Annotated in this window: 26 protein-coding genes and 1 tRNA gene; 10 read left to right on the top strand and 17 right to left on the bottom strand. The window is 31.0% G+C overall.

What is annotated here, in order from left to right:
* Positions 1-7: 7 nt before the first annotated feature.
* The 3 genes from M4I23_RS01835 to dndC are packed head-to-tail and all read right to left on the bottom strand — an operon-like array spanning position 8 to position 3,835.
* Positions 8-403, bottom strand: coding sequence for a DndE family protein (locus M4I23_RS01835; protein WP_249753234.1), 396 nt, complete (start codon positions 401-403; stop codon positions 8-10).
* Positions 387-2,474, bottom strand: coding sequence for a DNA sulfur modification protein DndD (gene dndD, locus M4I23_RS01830; RefSeq protein ID WP_249753233.1), 2,088 nt, complete (start codon positions 2,472-2,474; stop codon positions 387-389). The genes M4I23_RS01835 and dndD overlap by 17 nt, the downstream gene beginning before the upstream one ends.
* On the bottom strand, positions 2,471-3,835 hold the full coding sequence (gene dndC / locus M4I23_RS01825) for a DNA phosphorothioation system sulfurtransferase DndC (protein ID WP_249753232.1): 1,365 nt from the start codon (positions 3,833-3,835) through the stop codon (positions 2,471-2,473). The genes dndD and dndC overlap by 4 nt, the downstream gene beginning before the upstream one ends.
* 147 nt (positions 3,836-3,982) lie before the next feature.
* On the opposite strand from dndC, the gene M4I23_RS01820 reads away from it, so the two are divergent.
* A complete protein-coding gene (locus tag M4I23_RS01820; RefSeq protein WP_249753231.1) occupies positions 3,983-4,162 on the top strand; it encodes a hypothetical protein in 180 nt (59 codons plus the stop codon).
* Positions 4,163-4,178: 16 nt separating this feature from the next.
* On the opposite strand, the gene M4I23_RS01815 is transcribed toward M4I23_RS01820, so the two are convergent.
* The 9 genes from M4I23_RS01815 to M4I23_RS01775 all read right to left on the bottom strand — a co-directional run bounded on the left by M4I23_RS01815 (position 4,179) and on the right by M4I23_RS01775 (position 10,782).
* Complete coding sequence (locus M4I23_RS01815) at positions 4,179-4,832, bottom strand: NUMOD1 domain-containing DNA-binding protein (protein ID WP_249753230.1); 654 nt, start codon at positions 4,830-4,832, stop codon at positions 4,179-4,181.
* Positions 4,833-4,852: 20 nt separating this feature from the next.
* Positions 4,853-6,304 carry a hypothetical protein gene (locus M4I23_RS01810; RefSeq protein WP_249753229.1) on the bottom strand — a complete coding sequence of 484 codons (1,452 nt, stop codon included), beginning with the start codon at positions 6,302-6,304 and terminating at the stop codon, positions 4,853-4,855.
* A 466-nt stretch (positions 6,305-6,770) separates the two neighbouring features.
* Positions 6,771-7,025, bottom strand: coding sequence for a hypothetical protein (locus tag M4I23_RS01805; RefSeq protein ID WP_249753228.1), 255 nt, complete (start codon positions 7,023-7,025; stop codon positions 6,771-6,773).
* Between the two features lie 51 nt (positions 7,026-7,076).
* Positions 7,077-8,063 (bottom strand): DUF3871 family protein, encoded by a 987-nt coding sequence (locus M4I23_RS01800; RefSeq protein WP_249753227.1) that lies wholly within the window; start codon positions 8,061-8,063, stop codon positions 7,077-7,079.
* Positions 8,032-8,934 (bottom strand): ATP-binding protein, encoded by a 903-nt coding sequence (locus M4I23_RS01795; protein WP_249753226.1) that lies wholly within the window; start codon positions 8,932-8,934, stop codon positions 8,032-8,034. The genes M4I23_RS01800 and M4I23_RS01795 overlap by 32 nt, the downstream gene beginning before the upstream one ends.
* 103 nt (positions 8,935-9,037) lie before the next feature.
* Complete coding sequence (locus tag M4I23_RS01790; protein ID WP_249753225.1) at positions 9,038-9,451, bottom strand: hypothetical protein; 414 nt, start codon at positions 9,449-9,451, stop codon at positions 9,038-9,040.
* 198 nt (positions 9,452-9,649) lie between these two features.
* Complete coding sequence (locus M4I23_RS01785) at positions 9,650-9,856, bottom strand: hypothetical protein (protein WP_249753224.1); 207 nt, start codon at positions 9,854-9,856, stop codon at positions 9,650-9,652.
* A gap of 15 nt (positions 9,857-9,871) precedes the next feature.
* On the bottom strand, positions 9,872-10,318 hold the full coding sequence (locus M4I23_RS01780; protein WP_249753223.1) for a hypothetical protein: 447 nt from the start codon (positions 10,316-10,318) through the stop codon (positions 9,872-9,874).
* Positions 10,319-10,365: 47 nt separating this feature from the next.
* Entirely contained in the window at positions 10,366-10,782 is a 417-nt protein-coding gene (locus tag M4I23_RS01775) for a hypothetical protein (RefSeq protein ID WP_249753222.1), read from the bottom strand.
* Positions 10,783-10,892: 110 nt separating this feature from the next.
* On the opposite strand from M4I23_RS01775, the gene M4I23_RS01770 reads away from it, so the two are divergent.
* Positions 10,893-11,144 carry a helix-turn-helix transcriptional regulator gene (locus M4I23_RS01770; RefSeq protein ID WP_249753221.1) on the top strand — a complete coding sequence of 84 codons (252 nt, stop codon included), beginning with the start codon at positions 10,893-10,895 and terminating at the stop codon, positions 11,142-11,144.
* Here the strand turns inward: M4I23_RS01770 and M4I23_RS01765 are convergent, their stop codons facing one another.
* Entirely contained in the window at positions 11,145-12,338 is a 1,194-nt protein-coding gene (locus tag M4I23_RS01765) for a site-specific integrase (RefSeq protein ID WP_249753220.1), read from the bottom strand.
* A 90-nt stretch (positions 12,339-12,428) separates the two neighbouring features.
* On the opposite strand from M4I23_RS01765, the gene M4I23_RS01760 reads away from it, so the two are divergent.
* Positions 12,429-14,042 (top strand): hypothetical protein, encoded by a 1,614-nt coding sequence (locus tag M4I23_RS01760; RefSeq protein ID WP_249753219.1) that lies wholly within the window; start codon positions 12,429-12,431, stop codon positions 14,040-14,042.
* A 179-nt stretch (positions 14,043-14,221) separates the two neighbouring features.
* Here the strand turns inward: M4I23_RS01760 and M4I23_RS01755 are convergent.
* Both M4I23_RS01755 and rseP read right to left on the bottom strand, forming a co-directional pair.
* Positions 14,222-14,295 (bottom strand) — tRNA-Asn (locus tag M4I23_RS01755).
* An 80-nt stretch (positions 14,296-14,375) separates the two neighbouring features.
* Complete coding sequence (rseP, locus tag M4I23_RS01750; protein ID WP_158851610.1) at positions 14,376-15,722, bottom strand: RIP metalloprotease RseP; 1,347 nt, start codon at positions 15,720-15,722, stop codon at positions 14,376-14,378.
* Between the two features lie 161 nt (positions 15,723-15,883).
* Here rseP and M4I23_RS01745 point away from each other — a divergent pair, with 161 nt between their 5' ends.
* The 5 genes from M4I23_RS01745 (at position 15,884) to M4I23_RS01725 (ending at position 20,141) form a co-directional block, all read left to right on the top strand.
* Complete coding sequence (locus tag M4I23_RS01745) at positions 15,884-16,552, top strand: SCO family protein (protein WP_249753218.1); 669 nt, start codon at positions 15,884-15,886, stop codon at positions 16,550-16,552.
* A gap of 155 nt (positions 16,553-16,707) precedes the next feature.
* The gene (locus tag M4I23_RS01740; RefSeq protein ID WP_158846306.1) at positions 16,708-16,944 is read left to right on the top strand and encodes a FeoA family protein; all 237 of its coding nucleotides are present in this window, start codon (positions 16,708-16,710) and stop codon (positions 16,942-16,944) included.
* Positions 16,937-19,036: a ferrous iron transport protein B gene (gene feoB, locus M4I23_RS01735; protein ID WP_249753217.1), complete on the top strand. Its 2,100-nt coding sequence runs from the start codon at positions 16,937-16,939 to the stop codon at positions 19,034-19,036. The genes M4I23_RS01740 and feoB overlap by 8 nt, the downstream gene beginning before the upstream one ends.
* A 12-nt stretch (positions 19,037-19,048) precedes the next feature.
* A complete protein-coding gene (locus M4I23_RS01730) occupies positions 19,049-19,186 on the top strand; it encodes a FeoB-associated Cys-rich membrane protein (RefSeq protein ID WP_199269910.1) in 138 nt (45 codons plus the stop codon).
* Positions 19,187-19,262: 76 nt separating this feature from the next.
* Complete coding sequence (locus M4I23_RS01725) at positions 19,263-20,141, top strand: DUF1080 domain-containing protein (protein ID WP_158846302.1); 879 nt, start codon at positions 19,263-19,265, stop codon at positions 20,139-20,141.
* Position 20,142: 1 nt separating this feature from the next.
* Here M4I23_RS01725 and M4I23_RS01720 read toward each other — a convergent pair whose 3' ends face one another.
* Both M4I23_RS01720 and M4I23_RS01715 read right to left on the bottom strand, forming a co-directional pair.
* Positions 20,143-20,682, bottom strand: coding sequence for a hypothetical protein (locus tag M4I23_RS01720; protein ID WP_249753216.1), 540 nt, complete (start codon positions 20,680-20,682; stop codon positions 20,143-20,145).
* A gap of 147 nt (positions 20,683-20,829) precedes the next feature.
* The gene (locus M4I23_RS01715; RefSeq protein WP_249753215.1) at positions 20,830-21,492 is read right to left on the bottom strand and encodes a metal-dependent transcriptional regulator; all 663 of its coding nucleotides are present in this window, start codon (positions 21,490-21,492) and stop codon (positions 20,830-20,832) included.
* 102 nt (positions 21,493-21,594) lie between these two features.
* Between M4I23_RS01715 and M4I23_RS01710 the strand changes: the two genes are divergently transcribed.
* Both M4I23_RS01710 and M4I23_RS01705 read left to right on the top strand, forming a co-directional pair.
* Positions 21,595-23,841 (top strand): TonB-dependent receptor, encoded by a 2,247-nt coding sequence (locus tag M4I23_RS01710; RefSeq protein ID WP_249753214.1) that lies wholly within the window; start codon positions 21,595-21,597, stop codon positions 23,839-23,841.
* A 267-nt stretch (positions 23,842-24,108) separates the two neighbouring features.
* Positions 24,109-25,083: a phosphotransferase gene (locus tag M4I23_RS01705; protein ID WP_158846296.1), complete on the top strand. Its 975-nt coding sequence runs from the start codon at positions 24,109-24,111 to the stop codon at positions 25,081-25,083.
* The last annotated feature ends 8 nt before the right edge of the window (positions 25,084-25,091 follow it).

The following is a 25,091-nucleotide window of genomic DNA, read 5'->3' as shown; positions in this document are numbered from 1 at the left end:
ACCTCTATTAATTTATATTAATTAAACCGTCATTAATCTTCTCAACCAAAAAATCAAAACCATCAATATTAGACCTTTGGGTTAACTCTTCATTTAGCAATTGAAGACCATCATCAATATGCATTTTAATATATTTAGGTAGATCTTTATCTGTTATGTGTATTCCATAATGTAAAGCAACCATACCTAAATAATAATCTAAGTAATCACCAAAAAGCACAGCTTTAGAGTAATCTTTACCACCAGAGTTTTGTATATCTTCTAATTTTAAAACTCTATTTTGGGACAGAGAATGTGCTAATGCAATTCTAGAAATTATATTTTCTGTCCCAAGATTAAGTCTGCGTGTTAGTTTAGATACAACCTCTTTATTTTCTTTACTGGTTCTAATATGTGTAAACATCTTTTTCTTTTTTAAATTCTTTAAATAAATTATTTACACGAGTAGAGATGATCTCAGACCCATTTTCAGTATTATGTATTAAGAATGCTTTATTCAAGTTAGGTTTTAAAAGCTCATACTCCGCTTCAGACAGCTCTTTTTCTAATAAAGGGAACAATACCACCTGTTCTGAAATAGATGGATAAAACTCTTTAATTATATTTTTAGAGTGATACTTATCAAACTTCTGTAAAGGACTATCAATAAAAACAGGAAACTTAATTCCAGACTCATCAACCAAAGCTTTTAACAAAGCTGTTGCATAAAGCTGTTGCTCTCCTTTAGATAAAGAGTCCTTGTCTATAACTTGTCCTTTTTTGTCTAGTAAGTCAATATCCATAACATCATCTATAATGTTAACTCTAACATTAGAAATGAAATCTTTTTTATGCATTAGCTTCTTTAAACCTAAAGAAACAGATTTCTGTAAAGAGTACTTTTTATCTTCCTTGATTCTTTTAATTAACTCATTAATCTTAACCAAAAGTTTTTGGGTAACATCATACTTCTTTTTATCCGTTTCAACTAAATTAAAGTTTTTCTCATATTCAGATCTCACTTTTTTATGTGAAGTTAGCTTCAATCTTAATCCACCAACTTCTTCTAAAAGATCATTCTTTTCCTTTAAAAGATTTTCAATTTTAGTATCAGCACTAGTCTTTTCATCTCTAAACTGCTTAGCTAAATGATTATCTTTTCTAGCCTCTCCTTGCTTAATTTTATTATTGGTTCTACTAAGTAAAGCTCTGTTGATTTTCTCTTCTTTAACAATAGCATTAAATTGACTTAAAAACGTTGTTTTAATGTTGTTGTAAATAGCCTCAAACTCTCTAAAAGACTCTTCACTAAACTCTAGATAAACCTTACCTACCTTAGATTTTGAATCCTTTTTCTTGAACTTAGATTTTATTGAATTACTTATAGCTTTTTCAATTTTATCCTTAATTGAAGCATCTAAACTTAGTAAGTCTTGATTAGCCAGAATGCTTGTTGAAAAAGATTCTAATTCCTTCTTTAAAAGCTTTTCTGTTAAAGCACCATATAAATCATCATTCTCTAACACAAGTTGATTATAAAACTTACCGAGATGTTTACCTGCTATTACAAGAGGAGTAAGGTCTAATAGCTTTCTTAAGTCTTGCTTTATTTTTACAGACTCCTCCTTTAAGCTATCGCGTCTAGACTTTAATTCCTTTAAATCTTCTAGAGTTATAGAATTACCTTCACGAATTAGCTTTTCTTGCAATGAATCACTTTCAGATTTCAAAATAACAAGATGCTTATCTATTTCATCTTGTTTATCTTGATTGTGATTAATCATCTTCTCAAGCTCTTCTTCTTCAGATAACAATTCCTTTAACTTATATTCCTCTAGTTCAGAAACCCCTCTTCTTCGAAGTTTTGTTAAAAGTGATTCTAAGTTGTTTTTAAGTTCTTCATACTTCTTGATCCCTAAAACCTCAGAATATGCTTTACTTAAACTTCTTAATTCAGCTTTAGACTTTGCTTCCGCAAGTGACACTATTTTTTCAGCATCAAAAAAGAAGAACTTTGCTATTTCTCTAGGCAAGATAAAGTCATTAATAAAAACCTCAAAACCTACATCTTTAGTTAACTCATTTTCATCTCCATCTATAAGGATTTGTAACGTTTCTTGTTTGGTTTTTAAGCTGTAAGTTCTCTTTATATTTACGGTTCTACATGGTATAGAAGGAATTAATAAATCTTGTAATTCAACTTCTACTGTAAATGTAGATTCTGAAGATTCATCCTTACTATCTCTGTTTATTAATGACAGTAAATAATTATCATATCCTCCTATATTCTTGATATCCTTTTTATACTTATCCTCAACTTGAGTCATAAGTTTCCCATAAAAACACCATATTAATGAGGTTAAAAAAGTTGTTTTACCAAACCCATTTTTACCTGCTATAACAGTTATGTTTTTATCTCCTCTGGATAATAGGTCCAATTCATTTTGTCCCTTATATATCCTAAAGTTATTTAGTTTTATTTTACTTATTTTCATAATTCATTTTCATTAACAAAAGACTCAATTCTATTTTCAACATCATTATGCAATCCATATTTAGAAATCATAAGAGTCTTTGTTTCTTGAAGTGTTATTAAATTATCTATTAAATGATAATATGAAGCATCTTCTTTACAAACCTCTTTTAAGATTCTTCTTTCAGTATCATCTAATGATTTGATATTATTAGTACTAATATCTTTATTATATATTTTTTTATAAATATCACCAACAGTATAATCAAACTCTAAATCCCTATTCCACATTACTTGAATAGCAATTAACTCTTGATTAGTTATCAGCGTTACATGAGGTCTCTCTATTTGAACCTCTTTTTGTATTTCTAACAACTCTCTTAAAATTGTTGCTCTATAATGTATTTCATAGTTTCCAGATCTATGACCATCCTCATCAACAGCAGGCATCCCGTTTCTTCTTGTGGTTGACCTGTTCTCACTAATATTTCTGTTTTCTACAAGGTTATTTCTAAACTCTAAAAGAGGTTGCATCCAATGTTGACCATTTTCAATTAAAGCTGTCATTGACTTATCTTGTTTTACAACGGTACAAGTCCAACATCCAAATCTACTTTGACCACAAGATGAATGTGTTTTATTTGTCACTACAGTTGGACACTCATAATCATCAGCACTAGCATCAGCATAAATCTGGAATAAAATGGAATTATCAAATCCCCATGGAGATTTAACTGTGTTAATAATATACCAGATTTCTTCTAATTGAAGTTCTTTTATTGGAGCATAAACATATGTATTAGCATTTGTGTTATGCTTAGAGAGTCTTTTTCCTTCCACTTCATGCTTCCTCATAGATCTTTCACGAGTAGCACTTTCTTCATATCTAGTGCCAAGTAAAACAATAGCTTCTCCTTTTTCATCAATCTGCTCTAAAAGGAAATTAGATGTTGGTCTGATTTTGAGTTTGTCTGTACACCATCTAAACGTGTTATTTGGCACAGGATAACCTTTACCAATTACATTAATCCAAAAAGACTCTTCTAACTTAGGTACTGTCTTTTTAACTATAATAGGTATTCCTTGATCTCTAGCTCCTTCTTCAACTTTTACCAAGACGTCATCAATGTAACTAGATATGATTGGATTTTCCACCATAGTATCATTACAAACAACATAAACTGGTCTTTTTAATTGAAAAGGATAAGGTAGAGTCTCTTTTATTCGTTGTAAAGCAATCCAAACTAAAGTTAATAAAACAGTAGAATCCTTTCCTCCACTAAACCCAATAATCCAAGGTCTATCTGATGTATCTGCGTAAGTATATTGGTCTATAATTTCAGAAATTATACCCTCAACTTTTTTACTTCTAATTTTTATCATAATATTCTGTGATCTTTCAAAATTAGCTATATTGACATCAAAAGTCAATATAACTTTTATTTATTAATAATTAACTTGAAAACTTTCTTGTTCTTTATTTATAACACATTTACCTATTCAATTACAGCACAACATAAATATATTTTAATGGAAAATAAACCTAAATGGCTTTCAAGTAAAGAAGCACAAGAGACTGCAAAGATAAAAAGTTGCGATTTAATGCACTATAGAATTGAAGGTAAACTTGAATTTAAAAAATGTGGTAATGCCTATTTTTATTCTGAAGAAAGTATTGAAAAAGTAAAAAAGCCCAACACTAAAAAGTAATTGGGCTTTAATTAAACTATTTATAACTCCATTTAAATCCTCTGGAGCTTTTCCTTTCCCCTCTGCACACCCTTGCAATACATGTTTTAGAAACACCCGTTTGTCTTGATGCTTCAGCTACAGATTCATAAATGGTTAACTGTTCACCAGAAAGTGAATATTGTACCACTTGTTTTTTGCGTAAATCCTTTTCTGGACTAAAAGGCTCACTATAATTATAACTCCAATAATAGTCTTTACACGTTTTGTTTTGACCTAAACATGCATTACCAACACTAGTTTTGTACGCACTAACCGCATTAGCTGCGCTTTCTAAAGAATCATAGTTATCTACTAAGCTTCCGTCTTTAATACTGTATTGGTAAACGGTTTTTTTAATGCCGCCTCCTGCATCTGCGTTATACCCTTGTTCTTTAGAATTTAACTTTTTGATATATTCCTTTTCTTTTTTGGCTAACTCATCTATGGTGCTTGCAGTATCTATTTGCTCCCATTTAAAAGCTTCCGAACCATAAGTACCTATAGCATCATGGAACTTGCTTGATTCCCCTCTACCTGCCCTCTCTAGGTGATCTAACTTCCTTTGATGCAAGCTACACGTTGTCACTCCAACATAAACACTGTTATCAAATTCATTTGTAACTTTATAAATAACCTTTTTTTTCTTCATCTTCTCTATCATCTTCATTATTATTTCACGGTAGTATACACCCCTTTTTCTACTACCACTTCATTCATTATTTTTTTTACTAATACAACATCAGACTCTTTGCAATACAATGCATCATAAACATACATTACAAAAACATCATTTTCATTTAACCTTATTATACAATCTGTCAAAATATCTACTTCATATTTAAACAATAATCTTGATGTATTTTTATAATCAAATTTATTTTTATCTGCTAATAAGTTTTTCAACATTAACGGTTCGTGCTGCTTATAATAACTATAAAGCTCACTTCTTTCCATGTCCTTTGGGTGTCTATTAAAAAACGATAAATGTTCAATCTTTACTTCTTTTAGATTTACCCCCAATTGGTCAGCAATATATTCATGCGTTAAAAACTTCTTATCGCCATTAAATATTGTCATGCAAATATTAGGATGTAATGCTGTATAATCCAGCTCAACAATATTTTCTCCATCAATCTTACATAATTCCCTAATCCAAGAAGGCATTAAATTAAAACTATCTACAACTCTCCCTCCAGATTTTTCATCACCAATATTGGGAATCAAATAACCGTTTAAAGTTAAATATTCAAATTGTTTTATATTATCTTCAATAAAACTTCTATTATCTACATCTTCAAAAGAACTTTTCGCCTTCTTGTTAAGTCTTGTTAAAAGCTTATTCTTATTTGTCCTATGCTTATTTTTTACCAGAAAAATCCCTTGTTTAATAATTTCGTCAATTGTAGGCAACTCTATATACTCGTAAAGTTTAATCAAATTACTACCAATAGGATTGGAAATGGCATCTGATAATTTATTGTAATAAAATTTTCTCCTATTATCTACCAATTTCTGATTTTTCAATAAATAGTTAACAACCTCTTTGTTGTAATACGAGCTTGTAAAACGAAACTGCTTAGAAACCACATTAACTTGATACGATTCTTTTCCTAGATCATTTTTTTTGCTTTCAATTATAGCTGGAGATTTAGGAGTTGTATACCGCAAAGCATAAAGTGCTTTTGTATAAATATAAGTGTTATCTCCATTTGTTTGTAACTGCTTCTGGAGCCTTGTAGAAGATAAACTTTTCCAATAGTCACTTTTGTCCCAGAACAGGGTAGGAGTCAAATTGGAAGCACACAACAGACATTTTTCTTTTGCAACGCTAATATCCGTATCAATCTTTTTTAATATATATTTTGGCAATCTACCCACCTTTCTTACTACACCTCTTGGTAATGTTATAGTTTCACAACTAGTTAAAAACGTCGGAAAAATGACATTGTTTAACCCTGTGTTATTCTCATAAAAACCTCTGAAATCATTTGTTTTTACTGGCATTGACAAAGATTCACTATCTAAAGTATCATCAGTAACATAATTAATAGTATTTACTTTAATTATATTAGTTGTTGTTAATTTATTAGTTATTAATTCTCTTGATTTTTTTTCTCGCATACATACTTCTTTCTATCATAAATGAATAAATTCATTTTTTCATTTTCTTATTCAGCCAACTATCAAGCTGAAAATTCATATTAAAACTAATTTTGGGATAGTTATTTAAAACGCGAGAAGAAATAGGTATGTGTTCAAATAACAATACGAGAGTTTTTTTAGATTTTTCACTATCATTATTCCTTCTTCATTTAATCCAAAAACACCGTATAATACGAAAAAAAAATGAGAATTCCAAATTTATTTTAAATTATTATTTGTGATAATGCTATTTAGTAGTGATTTAAAAACTAACTATATAGAGGAAATATCCTATCCTATAAGAAAAAAAGATAGACAACTAAGAAAATCACTCCTAAGTTGTCTATTATCAAATTGCAATTACATTTTCAGGGGTTTTGTTTGTTTATAGAGTAAAAACCGTCTCAAAAGTTGGTTATCAAAATTCAGCATAAAACTCTTTCTCTTAATTCTCAATTAATATTTCAAAATGATAGTAAAAATAAGAGACTCCATTAATTACATAAACCGTTTTTAAATCCGTAGTCACCTTTACCTCTTCCACCCAAACTACCTGACGCCATTTAAGTTCTCCAACGCCATGGATTACCCTTACCTTAAAAGGACAAAATAATGCCTTTAAAAGATTATTATAAGTAACTATATACATGATTTTGGGGTTGCTATATTTCAATATTTCAGCTAATATTTTCTTGTTCATTATATTTTTATATTATTAGTTGAACTTTATAATTTTAACGAAATAGCTATATTATATTGATGGTAATAGATAATTAGATTCCTGATTTTTAATGGAATTAGTAAGATTATTAATAAGCTCATACGCTTTTACATTGCGCTCTAGGTTTGAATCGATATAACTTGACTTATTCGCTTCCGTAAAAAGATTATACAAATTCCAAAGATTAATAGAACCATCTTCATTTTTACCAAAGTTTGGACATCTATAATAATCCTTTACTACATGACTTAATTGACTATCACTTATTCCAATTGGGAACAACCATTTTTGTTCATTTTTGTTAAGATGTTGATACATTTTTATTTTACCAATAAAATGTGCAAATTGCTCCTCATTTAGACTGAAGTTTGCCATACTTTCCATAACATCTAATTGTTTCTGCATATTATAAGCACTAAACAACTCTCCTGCTTTATTAGTTAATGCCTCAATTGAAGCAATTCTAATTTCATTTGAAAACCCATCGGTACTAATACACATATTGGTACAAACCTTATTCTGAAAACCTATGAAAAGCTTAAATTTCTCTAGATTCTTTCGAGAATACAAATTCTCCTGATTATAAGCTCTTACTCCTCCTATAGATAATGATAACTCATTACCATTTACTTTTTTATTTACAGAAGGAATCTCAATAACAAAAGCACACCTTTCATAATACAAGGTCTTTTCATGCTCCAATAATTCTTTAGCAGGTTTTCCAATAGCTGAAGGAATTCTGCCTTTTATTATGTGACTAACCCTTATAGCTGGTTGTTTTGCTTGTACTTCTGGAAATAACTGATTTACTATTTCTATAGTTTTATCAATAAACTCAAAATGACTAATTGTAGATTCATTATCTTTTGCGTATACAGGAATTGTACAATCCTCTTTTAGATGTTGTAATGTTACCGCTTTGGTGTTAGCTTCTATAAAATTCCTGTTTACGGTTTCTACAATGCTATGAGGTTCTATTATTTGATTACTTGAATTGTTTACTGTTATCAACTCCATGTTTCTGAGTATTAGATTGATTAATAATTTCCGGATTTGACACAACTTGAGACTGTAAAACCACAAGTTGTTGTTGCTTTTTTAATATTAATGGCTTAATTAAGGACTGTAAGTCTGGGTATTTAAAATAAACACACCTCAATTGTTCAATCGTTTTACAGTTTTCAATTTCACTTAAAATAACCTTGTCAACCTTTAAGTTGCCATGGTTACACCATTTTAAAATTTTAGTCCCTGTAGATGCGTTTACAATAAACTCAGGCTTATCTATAAACAATCCTGTACGGTCTTTAGATGCTTTTACGCTGTGATTAATATCAACATCTAACACAATAGTAAATTCATAGTCAAGATCATTCCTTTGTATTGCTTTTAATCCTACTTTCTCAGGAACAAACTTGCCATTCTTCTGGTTTAATACATAGTCTTGTTTTACACGCATAGTAGCGATTACATGAGTGTTAGATTGCAAGATTTTGTTGATAAAAGCATTCTGTCTAGGCGTTATTTTTCCCCAATTTGTAAAACTGTTTCCTGGCATGTTACTGTGAACATCCAATAGAAAATCCCAGCAGTGAGATATACTATCAATTATTATAACCTCTATCCCTGCTTCTTCACAAATTGAAATGGCTTCAATGTATTTTTCAGGTGAATATGGACCTTTCATAGACAGGACTTTATAATCTCCTAAGTGAGCATACAAATCTGCACTTCCATTTTCTGTATCTATTATTGCTACTTTACTAAATTCTCCTTCCGTTAATCCTTTGGCTACCAAAAGAGAGGAATATGTTTTTCCACTTCCCGAACTTCCTTGTAGAGCTATTTTAATCTTTGCTTTTTTACGTTCTGATATTCTTAATTTCATAATATATGGTGTATAATTAATATTATTAGTGCCTATAATTTTTAAGACAAAAAAAAAGACCCCATTTCTGGAATCTTTTTTTTCTATTTTTTTTGTGATGATATTACACTACTAGCTCTTCGTCCACAATATTATCTTTAACACTATTTACCTCTTGATTTTCTCCTAGTTGACTAAACATAAACGCATCAACATCAATAGGATTCAAGCTCGGTAATTGCATTTTAGCTAAACCCTTGCCGTCTCCTTCTGTTTGAACTTCTAGCTCAACTTCTTCTCCTTCAATAAAGTTTTCTGGAAACATTTCGTAGCTTCTTTCAAATAATTGAGCTGGCACAGTAGTTACTGTTTTATTTGGCATAGTTATTCTAGCCTGACACAATCGCCATTTTGTACCATTTTTATTCTTACGGATGTTTCTACCTATAGATTTTATAAGCGCAGGAATAATAAGTACTTTAGTTTGCACAACTTCACCGTTACTGGATTCATAGTTTTTTAATTCTGTTCTGATCATGATTTTGAATTTTAAAATTATAGGAACCCTTCGGGGGCACCCTCAAAACCAAAAAAGAGTGGGGGCTGAATGATAGATATAATCGCACACTCATTAAATCTTAAAATTTAACGGGAGGGGGGGTAATAAATTAAATGCGCTTATTGGAAAATAAAAAGTGAATTAAATTTTGAGTCAAAAATTTTTTTTTGATAAGAATTAACGCTTCATAAAATCATAAATGCCATAAATTATTAGAGCAATAACCCCAAATATTATCCAGCCAAAAATTTCTGTAGATATTTCCTCGAACCCTCCTTCTATTCCTCCTTTTGAAATAGCACCAGAAATAAACCACCCTATCAACACAATGCCGCCTAAAACTCCATAGACAAAACACCCATTTTTTTCTTTATCTTCTTCCATGTTAATCTTTTTAAACTATTCTAGTTTTTTATTAATATTAAAAAATACCTGGCTTGAATTTCCGTCTGAAACCATAAGATTCATTTGCTTATTTTCGCTATTATAGAATATTATTTTCTCAGATTGATTTCTTTCTAGATGTTGTGATAAAACATCATAAATTTTTAAATCGCCATTATTTGAAGACACAACTGTGTCTAGTTGAACAATCTTATATATTAATAGTTTATCAGGTATTCTTAGATCTTGAATTACCACCCCTCCGCTCACAGGACTGCTTTTAATATGAATAGCTATATTAAATCTTGTTTCTTCTATAAAGTTATTCTGGCTATGTAGCTCATCTTTATAACTTGTTTTATAGCTCTCATACTCTCCATTGAAATAACCTGAACCAACACTAAAAGATTGACATAATACGATTATTGGGGACAATATTAGTAAACATAAAAAGGATTTCATTCTCTTATAAGGGTTATATTATTTGTATTAATTCTGATAAATTTCATTTATCTATTTCTACCTTCCAAACGCATAATAACAAAACCAATTGAAACTATAAATAAAACTATCAAAAACACCTTTAATCCTATTTTTATTACCTCAGATTTTTTACGTTGGTTTTTTACTTCCTTTAAATCCACAGGCACCAACTCAGATATATAACCTGTTAAGTAGCTATTGTTTTTTTTACTTCCTTGAAATGTATTTTTACTCTCCCTATCTGTAATATCATCAACCATTTTACTAAATGCTGCGTCATAATCTGATTTAGCTTCAAATCGCTCTAAATAAGATTTAACGCTCGATTCCTGATTGGTTGTATTTTCATTTTCCTGTAAAATCTGCTTTACGGATTTCCCTGTTTGTGAATTGCAGAAATTAACACTTACAAACAAGGTTATTATTAATAGTAGATTTTTCATTTATTTAAAGCTTTTAAATTCATAGATAGAGTCTTGTATCTATCAAATATAATTATAATGTAGTATTTTAAGGTTACAATAATATTTTTTTCAAATTGGAATTTTACCGTATGGTAGAATTATCAGACGAACAGCTTGAACAACTAAAAACTTCTATACCCAAAGAAGTTGGAAATAGAGTTCGGTTTTTTAGAAAAAAAAGAGGAATCACTCAAACTCAATTAGCTCAGCTAGTTGGTAAAGATAGGCAGTACCTATATAAAATCGAAAAAGGAGTGGTTACCCCAAATGTTGTAACTATATCTATTTTAGCCTTAACACTTGAGGTACCTTTAAAAGATTTTTTTGATATTGAAATATAATTATTTTCTTTTCAACCTCTCCATTTCCAAACCAATTTTCTTCTGAACTACCTTACCATAGCTATCCTGTGTAATTTTCATACTAGAATGCCCCAATAGCTCACTAACAATTTCCATTGGCACATCATTATATAGTAATACCGTACTGGCAAATGTTTTTCTAGCGATATGCGTTGTTAGATTCTTGTTTATACCAACTATAGTAGCTACTTCTTTTAGATAGGAATTATACCGTTGATTACTTATTCTGGCAAACACGGAAACACCTCCCTCTTTATATTTTTCTAAAATTTTTAATGCTTTAGGTAGCAATGGAATTGATAACGGCTTAGATGTTTTCTCTCGATTCATACTAATCCATAAATTCCCATCAAATCCTTTAATAATATTAGCTTGTTTTAAATTCATTAACTCTCTATACGGCAACCCTGTATAACAAGAAAACACAAATAAATCTTTAACAAACTGTAGTCTAGGCTGGGAAAAGCTATGCTGTTCTAATGATTCCAATTCTTCTGGAGACAAAAAAACAACTTTAGTTCTAACTGTTTTTGTTTTATGAACTATAAAAGGATCTTTATCCAAATACCCCTCCGAAACAGCTATTCTAACAACCTTTTTAAACCTTTGTAGGGATTTATTAATGGTTATCTGCTTTTGCTTCTTTTCTACTTTTAAATAGTACTCAAAATCATTTATAAATTGTATTTCTATTTTTTTTAGTTGATAATCATTTGTTTTAAAATGATGTTTAACAAAGGAACTTACATCATTTTTAATGTAATTAAACTTATTCCACGTAACTAACTTAATATCTATACCAACAAGGGTTTTCAGCTTCTTTAAGTAACGTTCAAAAAATTCAACTATATTATATTGTTTTTGTGTTTTCTCACCCTTATACAGGCTGTAAACATCATCAACAGTAAAGCTTTCTTCTTTAATTTGAAGCAATAAAAAAGCCTTATTAATTTTTGTCTTAATAAGGCTTAGTTGTGAATTTATGTAGTCTGCTTCGGGCTCTAGTGGCTTCACTAGTTGTTGTTTGCTGTTCCAATTTTTAGGATTTACAAATTGCCCTACGGAAAACTGTTTTCTTACTTTTAAATAAGTAATCCTACACATTAAAGGGCACTTACCATCTTGTCTTGATTTATTCTTTGTTATTATTAATCTAATATTTAGTTTTTCCATAATTTTAGTGTTTTTGTAAAAAAAATATTATATTTATATCCCTCCCTAAGAAGTATTTAGTAGGCATTTGTCTAATTAAATCTTTCTTTCATGAAATTTAAAATCGGAATAATCTTATTTTTTGCGAGTTTCTTTGTAAATTCTCAAACTTCATTACAATTTGTTAACGCTAAACAAGAATTTGATTTTTCTAAGGACAGCATTAGCTTAGAAGTGAAAATGAATAAAGTTGAAAATTACGTATCGACCTATCCGATAATTTTTGAAATCTCAAGCGATTTAAAAGATGACAAAATAATTGGTATAACTGAAACCAAAACTATTCAGAAGGTAGTTCTTCCAAATCAACTAATTCAGAAACTTATTATTAAAGTGCCTATTTCACAAAAAAATATTGCTAAAGTCAATAGTTTTACATTTAAAATTAAAAAAACAGGCTTGAATGACGCTTTTACCATTTTGAATGATACCCATGTAGTTGTACTTATTAAAAAGGAAGAGATTGAATCTAATTTAAGCCTTAGTCATAACGGTAGTGATATTGTAAACGTAGACTTTTCAAAAGACCAAGAAATAATACTTCCTTTTAAAATAGATGCTAAAGGATATATACCTTTAACAGAGGATTCCTTGAAAATTAAATTAAGAATTAAAAATTTAGAGGCGTTTAAAGACACAATTTCTTTTAAGTCTATAAGCAAAACAGCTGAGCATAATTTTGAAATTAAAAAGATAGAAGACTCAAAAGTGTTTAGTAGGGTCTTAAAGGAAATAGATAGCTTAGATAAAATTGAACTTCAAATTATAGAAGTAGAAGGAAAATCTAAAAAAGTATTTAAGCACTCAAACAATACACTTAAATATTTTTTAAAAACATCTAACAAGCAAGAGGTCCGTTATAATTTTTATATCGGAACTAATTTTGATTTAAAAGATAAATTTGAGGCTAACAGCTTTTATTCTGAATTTGATGTATTTGCTCCAAATCTTATTTGGAAACGTGCAGGCCTTCGTTTTGGTGCTTATAAAAATAACAGTACTAATTCATTAGAGGAAGATAGCAGATCCGACATGTTATTCGAAATCACTAATACCAGCTCTGATTCAATAAGTTACTCAACAAAAAGAGCTAATAAAACACCATCTGTTAGCAAAGAAAACTTGGGCATATATTTTGAGTTGTTGTACAACATAATCGAATCAGAAAATAAAAACTTCAAACTATTTGCTGCAGCCCATATAGAAGCCACACAAAGAAGTGACACTTATTCATTCGATAATTTTGATTTAATAACATTAAAAAACACCACCATATCATTGGATTCTTTATCAAACAACACAGAATTGCAATTAGGATTAACCACCCCAAAAACTTTTACTAGAAAATATATTGATAGTTATTTTGGACTTAGTTTACCAATGCAATATTATAATCCTACTAGCGATTTGGAATTCTTTCTTAACCCTATAATTGGTTTCGGTAACCCTGGCTTAAATATAAGCAGTGAAAAGCATACTAAATTAAGTTATTTTGGAGCCTTTCAAGCCTATTTTGTTGTAGCAAGCAAAAAAGGTTTAGGAATAAGATTAGGGGGAGAAATAAGGCACTATTTTAACTATATCACTAATCCAATCTTTAATCTAAACTTGTCTACTAAAATTAACCTTGAAGATATTATAGGGTCTAGCAAAACAAATGAATAATGACACTTTTAAAATTGCTACCTTTTTATTTTCAATTGCTACCTTTTAGTCTGCCTTTTTTATTAAACAAGTTGACACATTGCTATTTTACATGAATTCAGTAATCATAATAAAACCCATTGCTAACAGGAACCTATTAAAAACAAAAAAGTCTAACATTTCTGTTAGACTTAATTTTGCTCCTTCTCTAGGGCTCGAACCTAGGACCCTCTGATTAACAGTCAGATGCTCTAACCAACTGAGCTAAGAAGGACTGTGCTATTTTGCTTAGCGGTTGCAAATATAGAACTTTATTTAAATGCCGCAAACATTTTTTTAATTTTTTTTAAAAAATTAATCAAAAATTGCTTTGTAAATATCATTTCCATTTGCAAACAGTACTAATGCTATTAAAAGAAAGAATCCAACCATTTGTGCATACTCCATAAATTTATCGCCTGGCTTTCTTCCAGATATCATTTCGTATAGCAAAAACATAACATGCCCACCATCTAAAGCAGGAATAGGTAATAAGTTTAAAACACCTAGCATAATAGATAAAAACGCTGTAATACCCCAGAATACTTGCCAGCTCCAAAAGCTAGGAAATATATCGTAAATAGCTTTAAAGCCTCCTACGCCTTTGTATGCGCCTGTACTTGGTGTGAAAATAGCCTTAAACTGTGTGATGTAAGACGATATTTTATCGCCAGTTTTTTCTAACCCAACAGGAACGGCTTCAAAAAAGCCATATTCTTTAGTTTCAAATTTATAGTAATTTAAAGCTTCTAGTGTTGAAAATGTAGATTGTGGTGCGTAGACTATACCTAATTTACCATCGCTACTAATGCTTAAAGGTAAGGTCGTTTCTTTACCATCTCTTAATACGGTAGCCGAAACTTTTTGACCTTTAAATTTATCTAAGCCAGTAACAACTTGATCTACATATTTAGTTTTATAATCATTTAAGCCAACAATAATATCTCCTTTTTTAAGTCCGCTACTTTTGTTTGCAGAGGAGTCTGGTACTTCAACTACAGCGAAAGGCATTCTTAAACTTATAAAGCCTTTTTCTTTAGATTCTATTAATTGTGCTAAAAAATCTTCAGGAAATGTAATGGTCTTTTCTTGTCCGTTGCGCTCAATGGTAATGTCTTTTCCAAAAAGAACTTTTTCAGATACTTGAGAAAAATTTTCAATTTTAGTCCCATCAACGGCAACAACATTATCACCAGTTAGAAGTCCAGCGTTATTAGCTACGCTACTTTGTACTAATAAACCATCTTGAATATTTTGAATAGGAAGAAATTTGTCACCATAAAAATAACTCATTCCAATATAGATAACCACTGCTAAAACAAAGTTTACAGTAACACCACCTAGCATAATAATTAAACGTTGCCAAGCAGGTTTGGAGCGAAATTCCCATGGTTGGGGGTCTTTTTCCATTTGTTCGGTATCCATACTTTCATCTATCATACCGGCAATTTTAACATAGCCACCAAGAGGTAACCAGCCAATTCCATAAACGGTATCGCCTATTTTCTTTTTGAATAAAGAAAACTTTACATCAAAAAATAAGTAAAATTTTTCTACTCGCGTTTTAAAAAGCTTTGCAGGGATAAAATGCCCTAATTCGTGTAAAACAATTAACAGCGAAAGACTTAGCAAAAACTGCGATATTTTAATAACAAACTCCATATATTCTTCAATCAATTTTTTATAATCGCACAAAAGTAAGCTTTTAAACCAACTTTAAAAAAGTCTATCACACAAAGCAAATGGTTTTAACAGGAATTTAGGGTTCAATCACAGTCTGCTTCTCTAATTTATCTCGTATTTTTGTTGAAAATTTATGAATAATGGGCTCTATTTTTAAAGAATACAAGATTTTCTTCATTGTTTTTGGGGTTATCTCCTTGGTTATTATTACTTTAATTTATAATACTTTAAATGTTTACCAACCATTACCCATTTATCAACCCGCTTCGGTAAGTGCTGAGTTGGTAGATAGTACGCTTCATTATCAAAAAAAATATCATAAAATAGCCGATTTTTCATTGTTGAATCAAAACGGAAAAACTATTACTCAAGATGATTATAAAAATAAAATTTATGTAGCCGATTTCTTTTTTACTACCTGCCAAACCATCTGCCCGATTATGACAGATCATATGGTGAAAATTCAAAAGGAAATAATAAATGATGATGAGGTTATGTTGCTTTCACATTCCGTAACGCCCGAAATTGATACGGTAGCACAATTAAAACGCTATGCAATTGAGAAAGGAGTAAACGATAAAAAATGGAACTTAGTTACAGGTGAAAAAAAGGAGATTTACGATTTGGCCAGAAAAAGTTATCTCGCTGTAAAGGATGCGGAATTTGGTGGCCCCTATGATATGGTACATACTGAAAACTTTATGCTTATTGATAAAAAACGACAGATTCGTGGTTTTTATGATGGTACAAAAGAAGAAGATATCGACAGGTTATTAAGTGATATTTCAATCTTAAAACAAGAAAAGTAATAGTCGATTTGTTATTAAATATTGGTTGTTACGACGAAAACTAGCAATGTGAATTTTAATAAAAACAAGGCAACTGTAAACTATTTTCTAGATAAACTTTTTAACTTCTAAACATTTACATTACTTTTGCTTCTTTAAAATCAATCTAAATAAGCTTGCAAGACACTATAGCACATTTAAAAAGAGGCGAACGCGCAGTTATTACCGATGTTTCATCGAAAAACATTCCATTGAAATTATTAGAAATGGGTTGTTTGCCGGGGAATTTTGTAGAGCTCATTCAGCTTGCGCCTTTTAAAGACCCTATGTATTTAAACATAAACGGGTCGCATGTTGCTATTAGAAAAGAAACGGCTTCGCATATTTTAATTGAAAAAGTAACGCATGAGTAAGCAAATAAATGTCGCCTTAATCGGGAATCCAAATACCGGAAAAACCTCTGTTTTTAATGCCTTAACGGGTTTAAATCAAAAAGTTGGAAACTATCCAGGTATTACGGTGGAGAAAAAAGAAGGTGTTTGTAAGCTGCCACGTGGTGTAAAAGCTCATATTATCGATTTGCCCGGTACTTATAGTTTAAATGCATCTTCGCTTGATGAAAATGTGGTTATTGAGTTACTTTTAAATAAAAACGATAAAGATTATCCAGATGTTGCTGTTGTTGTTAGTGATGTTGAGAACTTAAAACGGAATCTTTTAATCTTTACTCAAATTAAAGATTTAGAAATCCCAACGATTCTTGTGATTAACATGTCCGATAGGATGAAGTATAAAGGGATTTCGTTGGATATCGATTATTTAGAAGAACAACTTCAAACCAAAATAGCACTAGTAAGTACACGTAAAAAAGATGGTATAGATCGCTTAAAGGAACTTATTACAAATTACCGTGATGTTTCAGCAGCGCCTTGTTTAGATCCGTCGGAGATTGATAAGCCGTATTTTGATGCTTTAAGAAAAGCATTTCCTAACCAGTTAATATATAAGCTTTGGTTGGTAATTACTCAAGATGTTAACTTCGGAAAAACGGACCGGAAAGAAGTTGATGCCATTGCAAGTTTTAAAACTAAAACCAGTGGCGATTTAAAACGTTTACAACAGCGTGAAACTATAAAACGCTATCAGTTTATAAATAATGTTCTTAAAAAAGGAAAAACGGTAGATGCTTCTCAAGCTAAGGATTTACGTTCTAAACTTGATAAAGTTTTAACTCATAAAGTGTGGGGTTATCTTATTTTCTTTTTTATTTTACTTACTATTTTTCAGGCTATTTACGATTGGTCTAGCGTACCAATGGATTTAATAGATGGTGCTTTTGCATCATTAAGCGAATGGGTTAAAGTCACTTTGCCAGCTGGTGCTTTTACCAATTTATTAGCTGAAGGTATTATTTCTGGTCTTGGAGGAATCGTAATTTTTATTCCACAAATAGCTTTTCTGTTTCTCTTTATTTCTGTTTTAGAAGAAAGTGGGTACATGAGTCGTGTGGTGTTTTTAATGGATAATATTATGAAGCGTTTTGGCCTTAGCGGAAAAAGCGTTGTGCCGCTTATTTCTGGTACTGCTTGTGCTATTCCTGCTATTATGGCTACTCGAAATATTGAAAGTTGGAAAGAACGTTTAATCACCATTCTAGTTACGCCTTTTACAACCTGTTCGGCACGGTTACCAGTTTATTTAATTATTATTTCGCTTGTAATTCCCGAAGGTCGATTTTTAGGTTTAAGCTATCAAGCACTTACCTTAATGTTACTTTATTTACTAGGTTTTGGTTCTGCAGTAGTTTCAGCGTATATTTTAAATAAGATTCTTAAAATAAAAAGTAAATCCTTTTTTGTAGTTGAAATGCCGAATTACAAATTGCCACTTTTTAAAAATGTAGTATTAACAGTTATAGAGAAAACAAAGTCTTTCGTATTTGGAGCTGGTAAAATTATCTTAGCTATTTCTATTGTGCTTTGGTTTTTAGCATCTTATGGCCCTGGAGATAATTTTAATAAGGCAGAAGAAATTGTTACAACAGCAAATGTTTCTAATAATTTATCTGATGATGAATTGCAACAAAAAATAGCGTCGTATAAGTTAGAACATTCTTTTATAGGTATTGCTGGCCATGCTATTGAGCCTGCAATTAGACCTTTGGGTTACGATTGGAAAATAGGTATTGCTATTGTAAGTAGTTTTGCTGCTCGTGAAGTTTTTGTTGGTACGCTAGCAACTATTTATAGTGTTGGAAATGATGACGTAGATACTATTAAAAACCGAATGGCTAAAGAAACCAACCCTATTTTGGGCGGTCCGTTATTTACTTTGGCATCAGGGATTTCATTATTACTGTTTTATGCGTTTGCTATGCAGTGCATGAGTACTTTGGCTGTTGTAAAACGTGAAACGAATAGCTGGAAATGGCCGGTTTGGCAATTAGTAATTATGACAGCAATTGCGTATATTACTGCTTTAATTGCTTTTCAATTACTGAAATAATAAATTAAGAAAATGAATACAATTATTCAAAATATACTTGTTTTTGCAGCCATGGCTTTTGCTGTTTTCTTTTTGGTGAAAAAATACTTCTGGAAAAAACCGAATTCTAAAAAAGCCTGCGGTGGCGATGATGGCTGTGGATGTCATTAGTAGATATTCATAATATAAATATCACCGCTTTTTTTAAGAAAATCTCTATATTTGGCTAAACTAAATAAGCCAATCCATGAATTCTAAATTAAAGTACATTTTTCTGCTACTAATTTTTACAAGTTTAATTTCAGTAGCGCAAAAAAAATCTAAAACTATTCATTTATTAGACGAAAACTTAAGCCAATTTGATAAATGGCTTGGTGTTCCGCATGTAACTGTTACGGGGTTGCCGGATGGTACTTATCAATCGGATAACGTGCATAAAGGAACTGCATTAGGTTTAAATAATGATATTAAAGATGTTTTTACAGTTTCTAAGGAAAATGATGAATTGATTTTACATATTAGTGGAGAAATTTTAGGCTGTATAAGTACAAAAAAAGATTACGAAAATTATCATTTAAGCACCATGTTTAAATGGGGTGATAAAAAATGGGAGCCAAGATTAGACGCTAAGAGTGATAGTGGAATCCTTTACCATTGCTATGGTGAGCACGGCGCTTTTTGGAAAACATGGAAAACCTCGTTAGAATATCAAGTACAAGAAACAGATTTAGGCGATTTTATTCCTTTAGGAGGAGGAACGGCAGAACCTAAAAGAGGGAAGCCTACTGCAGATGTTAGAGGTGAGTCTAAAAAATACAACCCAAATTCCGATGCGTATTTTGAAGCAAACGGATATATTAATGCGGGATCAGAGCACGATGCACCGCACGGTGAGTGGAATCATTTAGAGATTTATGTGGTAGGAAATAATGCAGTACATTTAGTAAACGGCCATGTCGTTATGGTGGTTGAAAATGCTAAAAATGATAAAGGTGAAATTTTAAATAAAGGGCAAATCCAAATCCAATCGGAAGCAGCTGAGTGTTATTATAAAGATTTGACTTTAACTTCAATAAAGAAATTCCCAAAAAGTATTAGAAAAATAGTTAAGTTTAAAAAGAACTAATTTATCGTCTTAATAAAGCTTCTAAGTAATTACTTGTATTTAAGTATTCTAATCGCATCTGTTTTAAATATTTTAAAACAGATGCTTTATATACGTTATTAGGTTTTAAGCAATCATTCATGGCTTCATCGTTTACGGTAATGACAATATACCAGTTACCCTGTCTCGATGTGTAACTGTCTTTAAATAGCGGATCGTACCCTTCATGGTCTAACTTAGCATCTAGTATAACAGGAATAAGGTTAAAAGTCTTGTTTGGTATTTCTACTTCATGAAACGAGAAGTAAAGTAATTGACCATCTACTTTAAAAGGCACATTAAATTCCACGTCTTGGTGTTGTAACTCGTATTTTGTGTTTACGTAATTATAAAACTCGTTGGAGTTTTTTGGATCTTCAAAAATAAAAGCCTGACGTTTTGGAAGCTTTCGTTTAAACTTTTTTGCTACCATAACTTTGTCCGTTTTGATGGTTGGAGCAATACGCACTGGAATACAGGAAAAACAAAATACAGTTATAAAAATAAGAGATAGCAACTTCATGTTTTTTTGTTTTAAGTAAAAGTAAGCAACAAACTTCGTGCCTATAGTTGTTTTTTTTCTTTTTCAGAATAAAGCTGAAGATTTGTACATTTTATTGAGACTAACTTATAACGGGCTTTTGAGAAAAAGAAAAGAAATGGAGAATTGCTAGGTTTTACTAACCTTTACAAAAATATTATTTGCAATTATATTAGAAGTTATAAACTCTAAGTTATTAATAGTTATAGTTACCGAATTATCAAACGGCTCTTTGTGAGTTATCTTTAATTCTGTTCCCAGTGCAATATCGTGTTTATCTAAATATTTTAAAAATTCGGATGAAGAATCTTTAACGCCAACACAAATACAAACATCGTTAACGTCTGCTTGGGCTAGTAATATTTTATCAATATTTTTTATTTGTCCTGTTTCATCAGGAATAGGGTCTCCATGCGGATCGTGAGTTGGATGCCCTAAAAAAACATCTAATTGTCTTATCAGTTTTTCAGATTTAATATGCTCTAGTTGTTCTGCAACTTCATGAATTTCATCCCAAGAAAAATTTAATTTTTCAGCTAAAAAAACTTCCCATAAACGGTGTTTTCTAACCACATTAACGGCTATTTTCTTTCCTTTTACGGTTAAGGTAACACCTTGATATTTTTTATAATCGGCATATTCTTTTTCCGAAAGTTTCTTAATCATATCTGTAACCGAAGAAGCCTTGGTTTCCATTTCTTGAGCAATAGCATTGGTGCTTACGTTGTTTTCGCCTTGTTTGCCTAAATGGTATATGGCTTTAAGGTAATTTTCTTCCGTAAGGGTAATCATGATTGGTTTTTTAGATATGGCGCAAATATATAATAAATATAATATTAAAATTAATTTTAGACTAATCTAAATATTATTTTATATTTGCATAAAAATAATATCATGAGAGGTCTAATATTTGGAATGTTAAGTTTGTTCAGTTTTACGTTTAATGCCCAAACTATAAAAGGAAAAACAACAACAGATGGCGATGCGCTAGCTTATGTAAATATTTATTTAAAAGGGACTCAAAAAGGAGCGGTTTCAGGAGATAATGGTTCATTTAGTATAAATAATATAAGCCCAGGAAAGTATACTGTTATAGCTTCTTTTACAGGATACCAAACACAAAGAAAAAGCATAACAGTCTCTACAGAAGATATTACTATAAATTTCGATTTACCAGAATCCGAAATATTATCAGAAGTTGTTGTCACTGGAACATTAAAAGCGGTTTCTCGTCTAGAGAGCCCGGTACCAGTGGAGGTTTATTCATCTACGTTTTTAAAAAAGAACCCCACTCCAAATATTTTTGAAGCCTTACAGAATGTAAATGGAGTTCGCCCACAAATTAATTGTAATGTTTGTAATACAGGAGATATTCATATTAATGGCCTGGAAGGGCCGTATACTTTAATTTTAATAGATGGCATGCCAATTGTTAGTGGTTTATCTACTGTTTACGGTTTATCGGGAATTCCGAATTCTTTAATAGAACAAATTGAAATTGTAAAAGGTCCAGCCTCATCACTTTATGGAAGTGAAGCCGTTGGTGGCCTTATTAATATTATAACTAAACTTCCCGAAAATGCACCACGTTTTTTTGCAGATAGTTACGCAACAGGTTGGGGAGAACTTAATTTAGATTTAGGTTTTAATACTAAAGTTGGAGAAAAAGCCAACCTGCTGTTTGGTGTTAATTACTTTAATTACAACAACCCTATTGATAATAATGGTGATAATTTTACAGATTTAACACTTCAGAATAGGATATCTGTTTTTCAAAAATGGAATTTTAAACGTAAAGAAAATAGAGTACTCTCTTTGGTTGGTCGCGTGTTTTACGAAGATCGATGGGGAGGAGAAATGCAATGGGATTCTTCTTTTAGAGGAGGCAATGAAATTTATGGCGAAAGTATTTATACAAAAAGAGGTGAGTTTATAGGTAAATACCAACTTCCTATTAAAGAAAAGGTTATGTTTCAATTTTCGTATACAGATCACGATCAAAATTCGGTTTATGGAGACGTTAAGTATTTAGCGCAGCAAAAAATTGGTTTCGGACAATTTACTTGGGATAAATCTCTTAAAAATCACGATTTACTTTTTGGAGCAGCGGCACGGTATAATTATTATAACGATAATACACCAGCGACCGCAGCAGCAGATGAAGTGGTGATTCCTTCTCTTTTTGTTCAGGATGAAATAAGACTAAGCGAAAAGCAAACCGTATTACTGGGCGCACGTTACGATTATGACGAAAGACACGGGAACATATTTACACCAAGAATTGCTTATAAATTTAAACCAACAGCCGACGATATTTTTAGAGTAAACGCAGGAACCGGTTTTCGAGTAGTTAATATTTTTACCGAAGAGCACGCCGCACTTACTGGAGCAAGAGATGTTATTATTGCAGAAGAGCTAAAGCCAGAGCGTTCTTTTAACATAAATGTTAACTATCTTAAAAAAATGTATACAAAATCTGGGATGATTATTGGGTTAGATGCCTCGGCATGGTACACGCATTTTTCAAACTTAATTACACCCGATTATGATACAAATTCTACCCAAATAATATACGATAACCTCGATGGTAAGGCTATAACAAAAGGCATGAGTTTAAATCTAGATGCTACCGTAGCTAGTGGCATAAAGCTTCTTGTTGGTGGTACGGTTCAAGATGTTACACAAACTGAAAACGGTATAAAATCACGTCAAATACTTACCGAACGTTTTACGGGAACCTGGGCGGCTTCATATAAAAACTACAAATACAATGTAACAGTAGATTATACGGGTAATATTTACGGGCCAATGCGATTACCGCTATTAAGTGATTTGGATCCAAGAAGCGAATACTCGCCTACTTGGAGTATTCAAAACATACAATTTACTTATGATGGTATCGATAATTTAGAAATTTACGGAGGAGTCAAAAACCTTTTAAACTGGACACCGAATAAAGGCAACCCGTTTATTATCGCACGAGCAAACGATCCTTTCGATAAAGATGTTACTTTCGATAATGAAGGCACCCCCCAGGTTTCTCCAGATAATCCGTACGCATTAACCTTCGATCCGTCTTATGTTTACGCGCCAAACCAAGGAATAAGAGCTTTTTTAGGATTAAGGTATTCGTTTAAGTAAATAATTTCAAAACAGTCTTGAATACCGTGTTTAAAGCTTCTTAAAAATAATTTTTAGGAGCTAATCCTGCTATACGCTATATCTTTTTGAGAAGCAATTTCGATCTTAATTAAAGGGTTTAGTATCTTTATGGAAAAATTCGACTTATTAATTTAGTGCAGTTAAGATTTAAGCTTCACAAAAAGGATGTCGCTGCTATCAGGGCTAGGTTATCAGCGAATTTAGTTTAAAATTAAAAGTGAAATATTTTTTTGTAAAGTGTAAAAAATGAAAACATTTCCAGTTATAACTTCAACTATTTCCGCACAAGAATTAGGCGATTATATTAAAGAAAAATACAATTTAGATTCTAACCTAGAATGCAAACTTTTCCGAACAGGAATGAATCATACCTACATGCTTTCCTCTGGGAAAATAAAATATGTTTTAAGATTATATTGTTATAATTGGAGATCTAAAACTGAAATTCAAGAAGAAATTAGCTTGTTAAATGTATTAAAAGAAAATGGTTTAAGCGTTTCTTTTCCTATTCGGGATAAAAACACAAAGTACATACAAGATATAAAAGCTCCAGAAGGACTTAGGTATGCCGTGCTTTTTACATATGCAAAAGGAGAAAAAGTAAGGTTTATGGATAGCAGCTCTTGTTTTGCAGTAGGCGAACTTATGGCGAAAATTCATAAAGTCACCGAAAACAAAAAGCTTAAGCGCAGTATTTATAATAAAAAATCGCTTTTAGAAACTTCTTATAAAAAATTGAAGCCGTACTTTTCAGAGGCATTACCCGAAATGGAATTTATTAAAGCCATTGAAACATCGTATCAAGATTCGCATTTCGAGCATACAAAACAAGGTGTTGTTCATATGGATATTTGGTATGATAATATGAGTATTGCTAATAAAACGGATATTACAATTTTCGACTTTGATTTTTGTGGCAATGGTTCGCAAATTTTGGATGTTGGCTATTTTTGTAAACAACTTTTCTATATCGAGGCAGATAAAAATGAATATGAAATAAAAAAAGAAAGCTTTTTAAAAGGCTACGAAAGCATCACTAAATTATCTGAAAAAGAATTAAAACTCATTCCTATGGCGGGACTTGTGGTTTTTGTGTTTTATCTTGGTGTGCAAGCTCAAAGATGGGATTGGTCTAATATTTTTCTCTCGGAAAATTACCTTAAAATGTTTGTTGGTAGATTTAAATCTTGGGCAAAATATTATCAAATTGAAAACCTGTAAAAGCATAG

Source organism: Algibacter sp. L4_22, from assembly GCF_023473045.1.
Lineage (GTDB): Bacteria > Bacteroidota > Bacteroidia > Flavobacteriales > Flavobacteriaceae > Algibacter.
Note: the sequence above shows the minus strand (reverse complement) of the source record. Positions and strands in the feature narration are given on the sequence as shown.

What these genes read in the sequence shown, in the direction of transcription:
- M4I23_RS01810 (WP_249753229.1), bottom strand. Translation starts at nt 6,304, where the DNA reads ATGCGAGAAAAAAAATCAAGAGAATTAATAACTAATAAATTAACAACA.
- M4I23_RS01730 (WP_199269910.1), top strand. Translation starts at nt 19,049, where the DNA reads ATGAATACAATTATTCAAAATATACTTGTTTTTGCAGCCATGGCTTTT.
- dndC (WP_249753232.1), bottom strand. Translation starts at nt 3,835, where the DNA reads ATGATAAAAATTAGAAGTAAAAAAGTTGAGGGTATAATTTCTGAAATT.
- dndD (WP_249753233.1), bottom strand. Translation starts at nt 2,474, where the DNA reads ATGAAAATAAGTAAAATAAAACTAAATAACTTTAGGATATATAAGGGA.
- M4I23_RS01720 (WP_249753216.1), bottom strand. Translation starts at nt 20,682, where the DNA reads ATGAAGTTGCTATCTCTTATTTTTATAACTGTATTTTGTTTTTCCTGT.
- M4I23_RS01805 (WP_249753228.1), bottom strand. Translation starts at nt 7,025, where the DNA reads ATGAACAAGAAAATATTAGCTGAAATATTGAAATATAGCAACCCCAAA.
- M4I23_RS01745 (WP_249753218.1), top strand. Translation starts at nt 15,884, where the DNA reads ATGGGCTCTATTTTTAAAGAATACAAGATTTTCTTCATTGTTTTTGGG.
- M4I23_RS01710 (WP_249753214.1), top strand. Translation starts at nt 21,595, where the DNA reads ATGAGAGGTCTAATATTTGGAATGTTAAGTTTGTTCAGTTTTACGTTT.
- M4I23_RS01815 (WP_249753230.1), bottom strand. Translation starts at nt 4,832, where the DNA reads ATGAAGAAAAAAAAGGTTATTTATAAAGTTACAAATGAATTTGATAAC.
- M4I23_RS01835 (WP_249753234.1), bottom strand. Translation starts at nt 403, where the DNA reads ATGTTTACACATATTAGAACCAGTAAAGAAAATAAAGAGGTTGTATCT.
- M4I23_RS01770 (WP_249753221.1), top strand. Translation starts at nt 10,893, where the DNA reads ATGGTAGAATTATCAGACGAACAGCTTGAACAACTAAAAACTTCTATA.
- M4I23_RS01790 (WP_249753225.1), bottom strand. Translation starts at nt 9,451, where the DNA reads ATGATCAGAACAGAATTAAAAAACTATGAATCCAGTAACGGTGAAGTT.
- M4I23_RS01785 (WP_249753224.1), bottom strand. Translation starts at nt 9,856, where the DNA reads ATGGAAGAAGATAAAGAAAAAAATGGGTGTTTTGTCTATGGAGTTTTA.
- M4I23_RS01795 (WP_249753226.1), bottom strand. Translation starts at nt 8,934, where the DNA reads ATGAAATTAAGAATATCAGAACGTAAAAAAGCAAAGATTAAAATAGCT.
- M4I23_RS01760 (WP_249753219.1), top strand. Translation starts at nt 12,429, where the DNA reads ATGAAATTTAAAATCGGAATAATCTTATTTTTTGCGAGTTTCTTTGTA.
- M4I23_RS01705 (WP_158846296.1), top strand. Translation starts at nt 24,109, where the DNA reads ATGAAAACATTTCCAGTTATAACTTCAACTATTTCCGCACAAGAATTA.
- M4I23_RS01780 (WP_249753223.1), bottom strand. Translation starts at nt 10,318, where the DNA reads ATGAAATCCTTTTTATGTTTACTAATATTGTCCCCAATAATCGTATTA.
- M4I23_RS01715 (WP_249753215.1), bottom strand. Translation starts at nt 21,492, where the DNA reads ATGATTACCCTTACGGAAGAAAATTACCTTAAAGCCATATACCATTTA.
- rseP (WP_158851610.1), bottom strand. Translation starts at nt 15,722, where the DNA reads ATGGAGTTTGTTATTAAAATATCGCAGTTTTTGCTAAGTCTTTCGCTG.
- M4I23_RS01800 (WP_249753227.1), bottom strand. Translation starts at nt 8,063, where the DNA reads ATGGAGTTGATAACAGTAAACAATTCAAGTAATCAAATAATAGAACCT.
- feoB (WP_249753217.1), top strand. Translation starts at nt 16,937, where the DNA reads ATGAGTAAGCAAATAAATGTCGCCTTAATCGGGAATCCAAATACCGGA.
- M4I23_RS01725 (WP_158846302.1), top strand. Translation starts at nt 19,263, where the DNA reads ATGAATTCTAAATTAAAGTACATTTTTCTGCTACTAATTTTTACAAGT.
- M4I23_RS01820 (WP_249753231.1), top strand. Translation starts at nt 3,983, where the DNA reads ATGGAAAATAAACCTAAATGGCTTTCAAGTAAAGAAGCACAAGAGACT.
- M4I23_RS01775 (WP_249753222.1), bottom strand. Translation starts at nt 10,782, where the DNA reads ATGAAAAATCTACTATTAATAATAACCTTGTTTGTAAGTGTTAATTTC.
- M4I23_RS01765 (WP_249753220.1), bottom strand. Translation starts at nt 12,338, where the DNA reads ATGGAAAAACTAAATATTAGATTAATAATAACAAAGAATAAATCAAGA.